The organism is Shewanella surugensis (assembly GCF_023284005.1).
Lineage (GTDB): Bacteria > Pseudomonadota > Gammaproteobacteria > Enterobacterales > Shewanellaceae > Shewanella > Shewanella surugensis.
This window is the reverse complement of the sequence record NZ_JAKIKS010000054.1, coordinates 1-12,400: the sequence shown is the minus strand read 5'-3', so window position 1 is coordinate 12,400 and position 12,400 is coordinate 1. Positions and strand designations below refer to the sequence as shown.

The 12,400-nt window shown below is 42.8% G+C and carries 9 protein-coding genes; all 9 read left to right on the top strand.

Annotation, left to right across the window (positions count from 1 at the left end; genetic code table 11):
* Window position 1: 1 nt before the first annotated feature.
* The 9 genes from L2764_RS14205 to L2764_RS14165 all read left to right on the top strand — a co-directional run bounded on the left by L2764_RS14205 (window position 2) and on the right by L2764_RS14165 (window position 12,075).
* Window positions 2-1,171, top strand: coding sequence for an isovaleryl-CoA dehydrogenase (locus tag L2764_RS14205; protein WP_248940907.1), 1,170 nt, complete (start codon window positions 2-4; stop codon window positions 1,169-1,171).
* A gap of 115 nt (window positions 1,172-1,286) precedes the next feature.
* The gene (locus tag L2764_RS14200; RefSeq protein WP_248940906.1) at window positions 1,287-2,894 is read left to right on the top strand and encodes a carboxyl transferase domain-containing protein; all 1,608 of its coding nucleotides are present in this window, start codon (window positions 1,287-1,289) and stop codon (window positions 2,892-2,894) included.
* A 42-nt stretch (window positions 2,895-2,936) separates the two neighbouring features.
* Window positions 2,937-3,752: an enoyl-CoA hydratase-related protein gene (locus tag L2764_RS14195; protein WP_248940905.1), complete on the top strand. Its 816-nt coding sequence runs from the start codon at window positions 2,937-2,939 to the stop codon at window positions 3,750-3,752.
* 1 nt (window position 3,753) lies between these two features.
* Complete coding sequence (locus L2764_RS14190; protein WP_248940904.1) at window positions 3,754-5,799, top strand: acetyl-CoA carboxylase biotin carboxylase subunit; 2,046 nt, start codon at window positions 3,754-3,756, stop codon at window positions 5,797-5,799.
* A gap of 26 nt (window positions 5,800-5,825) precedes the next feature.
* Window positions 5,826-6,716: a hydroxymethylglutaryl-CoA lyase gene (locus tag L2764_RS14185; protein ID WP_248940930.1), complete on the top strand. Its 891-nt coding sequence runs from the start codon at window positions 5,826-5,828 to the stop codon at window positions 6,714-6,716.
* Window positions 6,717-6,880: 164 nt separating this feature from the next.
* Window positions 6,881-7,585, top strand: a complete 705-nt coding sequence (locus L2764_RS14180) for a CoA transferase subunit A (protein WP_248940929.1) — start codon at window positions 6,881-6,883, stop codon at window positions 7,583-7,585.
* 33 nt (window positions 7,586-7,618) lie between these two features.
* Window positions 7,619-8,275, top strand: a complete 657-nt coding sequence (locus L2764_RS14175; protein WP_248940903.1) for a 3-oxoacid CoA-transferase subunit B — start codon at window positions 7,619-7,621, stop codon at window positions 8,273-8,275.
* A 1,018-nt stretch (window positions 8,276-9,293) separates the two neighbouring features.
* Entirely contained in the window at window positions 9,294-11,237 is a 1,944-nt protein-coding gene (locus tag L2764_RS14170) for an AbiJ-related protein (protein ID WP_248940902.1), read from the top strand.
* A gap of 1 nt (window position 11,238) precedes the next feature.
* Window positions 11,239-12,075: a hypothetical protein gene (locus tag L2764_RS14165; RefSeq protein ID WP_248940901.1), complete on the top strand. Its 837-nt coding sequence runs from the start codon at window positions 11,239-11,241 to the stop codon at window positions 12,073-12,075.
* Window positions 12,076-12,400: the final 325 nt, after the last annotated feature.

Below are 12,400 nucleotides of genomic sequence, written 5' to 3'. Positions count from 1 at the left end.
CATGAGCCAATTTCACTCTACATTTAACTTCGGTCTCGGCGAAGATGTTGATATGTTACGCGATGCAGTACAACACTTCGCCGCTAACGAAATCGCCCCCATTGCTGAAAAAACCGATGTTGATAATGCCTTTCCGAATGCGCTTTGGCCTGTGCTCGGCGAAATGGGGTTACTCGGCGTGACGGTTCCAGAGTCTTTTGGTGGGGCCAATATGGGATATTTGGCTCATGTCGTTGCCATGGAAGAAATTTCTCGCGCTTCAGCCTCCATAGGACTCAGTTATGGTGCCCATTCGAATTTATGTGTTAATCAAATCAACCGTCATGGTAACGATGCACAAAAACAAAAATATCTGCCAAAACTCGTCAGTGGGGAACATATTGGGGCGCTGGCCATGAGCGAGCCTAATGCTGGCTCAGATGTCGTCTCAATGAAGCTTAATGCCCGTAAAGAAGGCGATCGCTATATTCTCAACGGCAATAAAATGTGGATCACCAATGGTCCCGATGCCAATACCTATGTTATTTATGCTAAAACCGATTTAACCAAAGGTGCCCATGGCATCACGGCTTTCATTGTTGAACGCGGTAGCAAAGGCTTCACTCAAGCCCAAAAGCTCGACAAACTGGGGATGCGTGGCTCCAATACTTGTGAACTCGTCTTGGTTGATTGTGAAGTCCCTGAAGAGAATATTTTAGGGGGGCTTAATAATGGTATTAAAGTATTGATGAGTGGCCTTGATTACGAGCGAGTCGTCCTTTCAGGTGGCCCACTTGGGATCATGACCGCCTGTATGGATATCGTGATCCCTTATATTCATGAGCGTGAACAATTTGGTAAATCTATCGGTGAGTTTCAATTAGTTCAAGGAAAACTTGCCGATATGTATACAGGCATGAATGCGGCAAAATCTTACGTTTATAATGTCGCCCGTTCTTGCGATCGCGGTGAAGCAACCCGTAAAGATGCCGCTGGCGCTATTTTATATGCCGCAGAATTTGCCACCAAAATGGCCCTTGATGCCATTCAACTCTTGGGCGGCAATGGTTATGTGAATGACTATGCCACCGGTCGTCTATTGCGAGATGCCAAACTATACGAAATTGGCGCAGGCACGTCTGAAATTAGACGCATGCTGATCGGTCGTGAACTCTTTAGTGAATCAAAATAATTTGAGACCTTTCTGACATTCCATTAATCGTTAAAGGCGCATATTGAATGTCACTCTTTCTTGATCTTATACTGACTCTCAATGATAAGATCACAGTACTAAAAGGATGTAAATCGTGACGCAGATCAGCAGCCGCATTAACACTCGTAGTGATGAGTTTAAAGCCAAATATGATGCTATGCTTGCGCTAGTGCAAGATCTGAAATTCAAATTGGCCACCATAGAGCAAGGCGGGGGTCCCGTCGCACGTGAGCGCCATCTCTCTAGAGGTAAACTTCTTCCTCGCCAACGTCTTGAAAAGCTACTCGACCCCAGCTCTCCTTTCTTAGAACTGTCACAATTTGCCGCCTACAATATGTATGGCGAATCGGTGCCTGCGGCAGGTATTATTGCAGGTATTGGTCGGGTCAGTGGCATTGAGTGTATGATCATCGTCAACGATGCCACCGTCAAAGGCGGTACTTATTATCCGATTACGGTCAAAAAACACCTTCGAGCCCAAGAAATAGCCCAGCGTTGTCAACTCCCCTGTATTTACTTGGTTGACTCTGGTGGCGCGAATTTACCCAGACAGGATGAGGTGTTCCCCGATCGCGATCATTTTGGCCGTATTTTTTACAATCAAGCCCAAATGTCAGCCAGAGGGATCCCTCAAATTGCCGTCGTCATGGGATTGTGTACTGCTGGCGGCGCTTATGTCCCCGCCATGGCGGATGAATCGATTATCGTCAAAGAGCAAGGCACGATTTTTCTTGCTGGTCCCCCATTAGTCAAAGCCGCCACTGGCGAAGAAGTCTCGGCTGAAGAGCTAGGTGGCGCAGATGTGCATACTAAAATATCAGGTGTTGCCGATCACTTAGCGCAAAACGATGACCATGCCTTGCAGCTTGCTCGTCAAAGCGTGACACGTTTAAACCATATCAAAGCGATCAATTGTCAATTAAAGCCCACTCAAGCCCCTCAATATGACCGTCATGAACTGTACGGCATTGTGGGTACCGATCTTAAAAAACCATTCGATATAAAAGAAGTCATTGCACGTATTGTCGATAACTCCGACTTTGATGAGTTTAAAGCCAACTATGGCAACACCTTAGTCTGCGGCTTTGCTCACATTCATGGCTATCCAGTTGGGATTATCGCCAATAATGGTATTTTATTTTCAGAGTCAGCCCAAAAAGGTGCCCATTTTATTGAGCTTTGCTGCCAAAGAAAAATTCCACTGTTATTTTTACAAAATATTACCGGCTTTATGGTCGGTAAAAAATACGAACATGAAGGCATTGCCAAACATGGCGCTAAAATGGTGACGGCGGTTTCGTGTGCTAATGTGCCTAAATTTACCGTGATTGTTGGCGGCAGTTATGGTGCTGGAAATTACGGCATGTGCGGGCGCGCCTTCGAACCAACCATGATGTGGATGTGGCCCAATGCCCGTATATCGGTGATGGGGGGCGAACAAGCAGCAGGTGTGCTTGCCACTGTGCGCCGCGATGGTCTGGCGCGTAAAGGCGTTGACTGGTCAGCGCAAGAAGAACAAGACTTTAAGACTCCTATTGTCCAGCAGTATGATAAAGAAGGCCATCCTTACCATGCCAGTGCCCGCTTATGGGATGACGGCATTATCGATCCAGCACAAACCCGCGATGTGGTCGGCTTGGCTTTATCGGCAGCGCTTAATGCGCCAATAGAAGACACACGATTTGGTGTGTTCCGCATGTAAAGGGTACGTCCCATTGCCTGATCAGTTAATAAAGAGAACAGCATGAGCTCAATAGCCGAATTCAACTTTATTCAATGCCGAGTCCATCATGGTGTCGGCGAACTCATTCTCAATCGCGTGGATAAACATAATGCCTTTGATGATGTGATGATAGCGGAAATGATCCAAGCATTAGGCTATTTTAGCGCCGCAGCCGATTGCCAACTGCTGATCTTGAAAGCCGAAGGTAAAAACTTCAGTGCAGGGGCAGATTTAGGCTGGATGCGCAGGCAAGCAACGATGGATTTTGAGCAAAACCTTAATGATGCCAATCAACTCGCTCAATTGATGTCAACGCTCGATGACTTTCCCAAGCCCACACTGGCACTGGTACAAGGTGCCGCGTTTGGCGGTGCACTCGGGCTCATTTGTTGCTGTGATATCGCCATCGCCAGTAGTCGCGCACGCTTTTGTTTGAGTGAAGTCAAACTCGGGCTCATCCCTGCCGTGATCAGCCCGTATGTTGTTCGCGCCATGGGGGCGAGAGCCGCAAGACGTTATATGTTAACCGCTGAGACGTTTAGTGCTGATACGGCGCAAAAGCTGCAGGTTATTCACGACATTAATGACAGTCTTGATTTAGCCGCGGTGTCGATCATCACGGCCCTGAAGCAAAACAGTCCGCAAGCCATGGCTTGGACCAAAACCTTAGTCAAGCGGCTTGAAGATGGACAAATCAATCAAGCAACACGCGATTATACCAGTGAACGCATTGCCCGTATTCGTGTCTCCGATGAAGGCCAAGAAGGATTAAATGCCTTTTTTGACAAGCGCGCACCTCACTGGAAAGTGGACGCTGATCCACAAGGAAACTCATAAGATGATAACAAAATTACTGATTGCCAACCGCGGCGAAATTGCTTGTCGGATCATACGCACAGCGAGCATCATGGGCATTGAAACCTATGCAATCTATTCTGACGCCGATGTGGATGCGAAACATGTCACGCTGGCTGATCATGCCTTTTATCTGGGTGGCAGTGCGCCCAGCGAGTCTTATCTTAAAGGTGAGATGATTATTGATATTGCCAAACGGTGTGGCGCTGACGCCATCCATCCCGGTTACGGCTTTTTATCAGAAAATGCTTACTTTGCTCGCCAATGCGAACACGCCAATATTCGCTTTATCGGCCCCAGCAGCGACGCCATTGATGCCATGGGGAGCAAGAGTGCTGCCAAAGTCATTATGGGCAAAGCCAATGTGCCTTTAGTCCCCGGTTACCATGGCGATGAGCAAAGCGATGAAAAACTGGTGTCTGAAGCCAATACCATGGGCTACCCACTACTCATCAAAGCCGCCTTTGGCGGCGGCGGAAAAGGCATGCGCATTGTTGAAAGTGAAAGCGAACTCATCGATGCTATTCACTCTGCAAGGCGCGAAGCCAGCACGGCATTTGGCAATGATAAGCTGTTAATGGAGCGCTATTTACGCCAACCTCGTCATGTTGAAGTCCAAGTCTTTGCCGATAGCCAAGGCGATTGTATTTATCTATCCGATCGCGATTGCTCCATTCAGCGAAGACACCAAAAAGTCATTGAAGAAGCCCCTGCCCCCGGATTAAGTGACAGTTTGCGCAAACAAATGGGTGAAGCGGCCGTCGCGGCAGCTAAAGCGATCCAGTACCGAGGAGCGGGTACCATCGAATTTCTGCTCGATACGGATAACCGCTTTTACTTCATGGAAATGAATACTCGGCTGCAAGTGGAGCACCCTGTCACTGAAATGGTCACGGGACTCGATCTGGTTCAATGGCAACTCTTTATTGCAAATGGTCAGCCCCTGCCACTGACACAAGATCAAGTCAAGATCAGCGGCCATGCTTTTGAAGCCCGTATTTACGCCGAAGATCCTTATCATGATTTTTTACCCGCGAGCGGAAAATTGACCTTTTTAAGAGAGCCCGAAGCTGGCCCACATGTGAGAATAGACTCAGGGATCCGTGAAAATGATGAAATCAGTACCTTTTACGATCCTATGATAGCCAAGCTCATTGTTTGGGAGTCCAGTCGTGAGCAGGCTTTACAACGATTACATCGCGCGTTAACCCACTATCATATTGGTGGATTAACCCATAACATTCCCTTTTTAGCCAGTATTGCGACCCACCCCGCTTTTAAAGCCGCCCATTTCAGTACTGACTTTATTGAGCGCTATGCTGAGACGCTATTAACGCCGCCTAAAACAGATAGCCACATTCCTTTAGCGTTAGCAGGCCTTTATCAAGTTTGCCTGCGAAAGCAAGTATTCACTAACCCTAAACATGATCCACACTCGCCTTGGGGACTGAGCTCAGGCTTTAGGCTAAATCAACACCCACGTCACAATGTGACGCTACTTGATGACAATCATCACGTCCAAGATTTGACACTGCTTGAAAGCCATGTCGCAGGGAAAACAGTCTATCAATGGCAAGTTGAGCAGACGCTTTTCACCCTAAAAGGCAAGCTCAATGAGCAAACACTGAATGCTGAAATCAGTCAAAAACCGATTGATACTAGCGCGAACACCCAGCAATATACCCAGCAAGTTAAGGTACATGTGGGTCAAGTCGGTGATGATTTCACCCTCTTTATAGATGCTGAGGTTTATCATTATCGCGCGATTCAAACCCAACAGATTGAAGAGGAAGAAAGTTTAGCCGATAAACTCAATGCCCCAATGAATGGCACTGTCGTGACCCACTTAGTCAAGCGGGGCGATACCGTTACCGCCGGGCAAGGCTTATTAGTGATGGAAGCCATGAAAATGGAATACACCATTGAAGCCCCCTTCGATGGGGTAGTCAGTGCTTTTTATTTTGAACCCGGTGAGCTCGTCAGTGATGGTACTCAACTGGTTGAAGTTGAAGCTAGCCCTGAAGCATAATGAAGGAGAAGACGATGACTAAATCTATGTTTCCAAAGAGCGTCAGTATTTTTGAAGTCGGCGCGCGCGATGGATTACAAAACGAGTCAATGGTCAAGACACAAGATAAAGTCACCTTGATTGAAAACTTGGCAAAAGCAGGGATAAAACGCATTGAAGCAGCCAGTTTTGTTTCACCTAAATGGGTGCCGCAAATGGCTGATTCAGCGGATGTTATGGCTAACATTCATCGTCAAACGGATGTCATTTATAGTGCACTCACCCCCAATGTGACGGGGTTTGAACGGGCCGTTGCGGCAAAAGTAGATGAAGTCGCTATATTTGCTTCCGCCTCTGAACGTTTTAGCCAGCGCAATATCAATTGCTCCATCGAAGAGTCCATCGCCCGCTTTACTCCGTTAATCGAGCAAGCCAAGCAACACAATATTCCGATTAGAGGCTACGTTTCTTGCGTACTTGGATGCCCCTATGAAGGTGAAGTAGCCCTTGAGAGTGTTGTTAGCGTCGCGGATAGACTCTATCAAATGGGCTGCTATGAAATTTCACTTGGCGATACCATCGGTGTCGGCACGCCGCTTCAAGCAAAGCGTATGGTTGAAGCGGTCAGTCGTGTGGTTCCTGTTGATAAATTGGCATTACACTTTCACGACACTTATGGTCAAGCACTGGCCAATATTTTAGCCTGTTTAGAAACAGGCGTCAGCGTGGTTGATGCCTCTGTGGCTGGACTGGGAGGCTGCCCTTATGCAAAAGGGGCATCGGGAAATTTAGCCACTGAAGATCTGGTTTATATGCTGCACGGGTTAGGGATCGATACCGGCGTTGATCTTATTAAACTGGCCAAAGCGGGTCAGGAGATCAGCCAAGTATTAGGCCGACCTAACGCTTCAAAAGTCGCCAACGCATTATTAGCATAAACATACATTTACGCTTTTATCGGCAGCTTACTCGTGATTTTGATTGAAAAAAATGCTATTAATCAATGCGGACATCTAAACCAGCAAGATCATGCATCTTCAACGGTTTAACAATGTTAATAAAGAATCGACACCTCACCCTCACAACAAAGAGAGAAGAAATAATGGCGGGACTCAATAAAGTTGTTACCAGCTATGAAGAAGCAATGGCGGGTCTGAGCGATAACATGACCATCATGGTGGGTGGTTTTGGCCTTTGTGGGATCCCCGAAGGCCTCATTGCCCAAATGGTTTCCATGGGTACTAAAGGATTAACGGCTATTTCGAATAATGCGGGCGTGGATGACTTTGGCCTTGGTTTACTGTTAAAGCACCGACAAATAGAGACGATGATCGCCTCGTATGTCGGCGAAAATGCCACCTTTGAAAAACAAATGTTATCGGGTGAGCTCAATGTGATCTTAACCCCTCAAGGCACCTTAGCGGAAAAAATTCGCGCAGGTGGTGCGGGGATCCCCGCCTTTTTCACTGCCACTGGTTTTGGTACCCCCATAGCTGAAGGCAAAGAAACCCGTGAAATCGAGGGTCGCCATTATGTCCTAGAACCGGCATTAACCGCTGATTTTGCCTTAGTTCGTGCTTGGAAATCGGATACGATGGGTAACTTAGTGTTTAGAAAAACGGCCGCCAACTTTAACCCTATGATGGCCACAGCAGGGAAAATAACCGTTGTTGAAGCAGAGCATATCGTAGAGCCGGGCGAACTGGATCCTGATCATATTCATACGCCGGGTATTTATGTTAATCGCATCATTCAAGGTGTATTTGAAAAGCGTATAGAACAACGCACTGTACAAGCTGCTGTGTAACATTCGCATCATCGACTCATAGGAATAGATTTTATGGCATTAACTCGAGAACAAATGGCCCAGCGTGTGTCTCAAGAACTCAAAGATGGCTTCTATGTCAACTTAGGGATCGGGATTCCAACGTTAGTGGCAAACTATATTCCACACGATATTCATGTCATGTTGCAATCAGAAAATGGACTGCTCGGCATGGGCGCGTTTCCAACCGAAGACGCCATCGATGCTGATTTAATTAATGCAGGTAAACAAACCGTCACTGCCGTTGACGGCGCCTCTTTCTTTTCATCTGCAGAAAGCTTTGCCATGATCCGTGGCGGTCATGTTGACTTAACGGTTTTAGGCGCATTTGAAATCGATGTAGAAGGCTCTATCGCCTCTTGGATGATCCCCGGAAAACTCATTAAAGGCATGGGCGGTGCCATGGATTTAGTGGCAGGCGCAGATAATATTATTGTCACCATGATGCACGCCGATAAAAAAGGCAACTCTAAATTACTGCCAAAATGTGAGTTACCCTTAACAGGCTTTGGCTGTATCAAACGAGTATTAACCGACTTAGCCCTCATGGAAATTAAAGACGGCGCCTTTCATCTTGTTGAACGTGCACCCGGTGTCTCAGTCGACGAGATAAAACAAAAAACAGCGGGCCAATTGATAGTGCCTGAGCATGTGCCGGAAATGCGGCTCTAGTCGCAACATCCTTTATCGAAAGTCGAAAGCCTAAGTCCTTTGCTCATGTCTTTGATTTTTTCATCAACATGGGCAAAGGTTTATGACTCTCACCTACGGTGAAGCTAAGATCGTGAGTTCGCAGTCACACAGGAGTACCAATAACTTCATTTGTATAAAGTTAACTCATTTAAAACGATTGGATGCATTTGGGTTAATTGCCTGCCGCAGGCTAAAGTCGTGAGTTCCCACTCACACAGGGGCAAGGAGGACTGCTCGTCCTTATCCTCCTTGCATCCACCATGACGCCCAACGGAGTGAGTTGCATTAATTAGATGCTTTGTCCTTATAAAATAAATAACTAACATTTCCGATGCTACATCCCTGTAACCCGAAAATTAGCCTGACATCCTTGCCAGTCTTACGCTATTTATTCCAACGAACATCAGCCACTCCGATGGGGAATGAAAGTCAAAAACGAAAATAAAAGCAGTATTTTTCTTCGATTTGGGTTTGTTGGATTAAAGCCGTTGATGATAGTTGTGAGCGGGATCATTGTCTTTACTCAAAAGTAACGTGTTTTATATACAAAAGTAACTCTTGATGATACATTCTGTAACTTCTCGTTTAAGAGCGCAGAGTGTCGTAATTCAATTAGTTAGTAAATATTTATAAAGTATAGTGTTTTAAAAAAACGTACTGGCTCGCTTGTTAATTGTTAAGTAAGAGGTGTGGTAATCGAGTATACGTACTATACAAAGGTTCTTGATCTGCGGTAGACGATTTTCAGTAAAAACTTGATAACTATGCCCTGTCAGGAAAAAAGCTAAATCGATTAAGGCTGAATGTTTAATTAAGGTGCCATCCGTCTTTACCCCCCTACAACCTCGTTACCAATTAGTACTTTCGACACATAGCTGAAATTCTAAAATGAGCGTATAGCTATCATTACGATAACTGATTAATCAATATCTAGATTATTGGTGGCAATTCATTATTTTTACATCTCGAATTAATATAAGGCTAGGATATTACTTAAATGATAAACGAATCGAATAGAAAGAAAATTTTACACTTTATTCTCAATACTGAGAGAATTTTTGAGTTTGCAAACAATAGAGATGAAGGAATCATTCCATTTTTAAATGAAATTTGGGATTTGAAATCTATGCCATCTGAGGATAACCGCTTTAGTAATGCTGAGCTGGAAATTATCCAGCACACAATAAATAATGATGATTGGGATTGGCACGAATTATTCGAGGAACGATTGAAGCTCATAGAGAGTGAAAATAAGTTCACAAAGTTTCTAGAAGTATTTTTATTACCTAAGTATCAAAATACTCCAGCAGATGTTTCCTATTTTACAGAAAGAATGAATGACTTTTTAGAAATTGAGGGACTAGTTCTTACTACAATTAGCTATGAAGACGATTTTCCTATTCTAGAGTTAACTAAAATTGATGCTCTTGAACGACCTAAAGATATACCAATCAATAAGATTCCTTTTTTTATTCTGCCATACCCAAATATGCCGGTTGAAAAATTTGTTGACCGTCTAGAAGTAGATAAAGAAAAACCAAGTCAACACTTTCTCTTAATAGCAGACAATTGGGACGATTATAATCACAAAACCACATTCGAATTAGTTTACTTTTATAATGGAAAAAAAATAGTTTTAGGCCGTATTAAAATAGGAAGTAATAAAGATATAGTCACAATAAAGGCTTTGCCTGTTAAGTTTGTTTCTCTGGATGAAGGTTTCATCTCACTTGGACAATCAGAGGATTATTACAAACTGCTAAACAAGTCGTTCGGTAAGATGACCACCTCTGTACTCTATTCTTTAAAGGATGCCGCTTTCTTTTCTGAACTATCTGAAGATTATGAAAATTTAGATGTTTTTAAACTCTCTTTAATTAGGGATGATGAAGCAGAAAGGGTACACAGAATCGCAAAGCCAATGATTTACGGAGTCGATTTAGAAAATCTATACTCCTTTAATTATCAATTCCTTCCAAAGTACGCTGATACTACTGTTTCCGTTCCTTTTCATTTTTCAGCAGATGGTTATTTACCTAAGAGAATGATTGCGTTAATAGGAAAAAATGGGGCTGGTAAAACTCAGCTATTGACCACTTTTTCTTTGGAAATCGCAAAAGAAAATAGTGAAGCATTGATTCCTCATAAACCGATTTTCAGTAAGATTATCGCCGTTTCTTACAGTACATTTGATAATTTTGAATTTCCAAAAAAGACATCAGATTTTAACTATGTTTACTGCGGCTTAAAAAACGAGCAGGGTAATATCAGAACAAATCAAGGCCAACTGAAAAAATTTCATAATACTTGGAAAAAAATTTCCAAGTTAAAACGGCTTGATAAGTGGAAAAAAGTTATCTCCAATTTTTTAGAGCTTGAATTAATTGATCTCTTCATTAAACCTTTTCCAGAAGATCCTGAAAAGCTATACTTTGATAAGCTAGGTTTTAGTAAAGCTAGAGAATCTCTTAGTTCTGGTCAATCGATAGTTCTTTTCGTTATATCTGAAATCGTTGCGAATATAAGGCTTGATAGCTTATTATTGTTTGATGAGCCTGAAACTCACCTTCACCCCAATGCTATCAGCCAACTTATGAATGGTATTGCAGAGTTAATCAGCGAGTTTGAGTCTTACTGTATAATTGCAACACATTCTCCAATTATTATTCAAGAAATGTTCTCTAGGGATGTTTTAATCATTTCAAGAGAAGAAAATGTACCATCCGTCAAAAAAATAGGTGTTGAGTCATTTGGTGAAAATCTATCAGTGATAACTGAAGAAATTTTTGGCAATAGAGCAATACCAAAATTTTATGAAATGACAATCAGAAAATTAGTAAAGCGCTACAAAACTTATGATGTTGTCCTGGAAGTAATGAAAGAAGGTAATTTACCTCTAAGTTTGAATGTCCGCCTTTACCTTCAAAGTTTGGTAAAATAACATGCTAAGAATTATACCTTATGAAAAAGATTCATTTTCCTTTTACGAAGAGGTTGTTAACTCTAAACGTAATACTAAAAATAAACCGAGACTTAAGAAGGAATTGGAAATGATTTCAAACACTCAATCATCTTACTTTAACGTTTATGATAAAGCATTTTATTCTAATTCCTTAGCTATCATTGAAGCTGTGTCGTATGACGATAATAACAAGGCTAATCTAAATACACTATATAGTTATAGAAATAAAAAAATACAGGATCTGAAAAATTTACTCACTAGGCATCCACTGCATACAGAACATATTCTGAATACTTGTCAGAATTGTACAATTAATGAAGCGGATACAATGGATCATATTCTAGGACAAACCGAATTTCCTGAGTTTGCCGTTCACCCGAAGAACCTGTTTCCATGTTGTAGTGTTTGCAACAAGAAGAAATCTGACAAATACGTTAATGATGAAGGTTCTCAACTATTCTTGAACTTATTCCTAGATAATTTGCCCCAATCTCAGTATCTTCATGTTGAATTCGGTGATAACTGGCTACCTCGTTTTCGTTTGGAACAGCCTGAAGATGTTTCTGATAATACTTTTCATTTAATTGAGAGACATTACGAACAACTAGGTCTGTTGACAAGGTTTAGTGATAGTAGTAATGAAATTATTAGCAGCCTAAGATCTACGATTAAAGTGTTTGGGGGGACTGAGATAGGGGGCAAGATAGAAGAATTATGTTTAGAATTGGAACCTGTTTTAGGTTACAACCATAGGAAAGTAGTTCTTACTCGTGCATTAGGCTTATCTAAAGAGTTTATTATTGATTGCATAGGGTGAGTTGAAGTCCCCCTGTGTCAAGAAATACAAAGCCAGCCATTATTAATCAGTAACATGCTGCGATTTTTATCAGAAATCAACGCTGAGCATCTATAAAATCGTGGCTTGAACTGTTTTTAACATAATACCTGCTGTTGGTTTTGAAAAATGAGTGCAGTACTTCCACTTTGAACAAGAGTAACGGAATGAGTGAGTTTTGAAGGCAAATAAATAGTAAGTACCTGAGTATTAAATTACCATAAATTCGTTCACTATTAGAGCAACGTGATAATTTCAGTACTTATCGCATCATTGAACTTGTTTGTTTATCATTATTTTTGTATAA

Bases quoted from the DNA above. Each gene is read 5' to 3' on its own strand.
- L2764_RS14175 (WP_248940903.1), top strand. From the start codon at position 7,619: ATGGCATTAACTCGAGAACAAATGGCCCAGCGTGTGTCTCAAGAACTC.
- L2764_RS14185 (WP_248940930.1), top strand. From the start codon at position 5,826: ATGTTTCCAAAGAGCGTCAGTATTTTTGAAGTCGGCGCGCGCGATGGA.
- L2764_RS14170 (WP_248940902.1), top strand. From the start codon at position 9,294: ATGATAAACGAATCGAATAGAAAGAAAATTTTACACTTTATTCTCAAT.
- L2764_RS14205 (WP_248940907.1), top strand. From the start codon at position 2: ATGAGCCAATTTCACTCTACATTTAACTTCGGTCTCGGCGAAGATGTT.
- L2764_RS14195 (WP_248940905.1), top strand. From the start codon at position 2,937: ATGAGCTCAATAGCCGAATTCAACTTTATTCAATGCCGAGTCCATCAT.
- L2764_RS14165 (WP_248940901.1), top strand. From the start codon at position 11,239: ATGCTAAGAATTATACCTTATGAAAAAGATTCATTTTCCTTTTACGAA.
- L2764_RS14190 (WP_248940904.1), top strand. From the start codon at position 3,754: ATGATAACAAAATTACTGATTGCCAACCGCGGCGAAATTGCTTGTCGG.
- L2764_RS14180 (WP_248940929.1), top strand. From the start codon at position 6,881: ATGGCGGGACTCAATAAAGTTGTTACCAGCTATGAAGAAGCAATGGCG.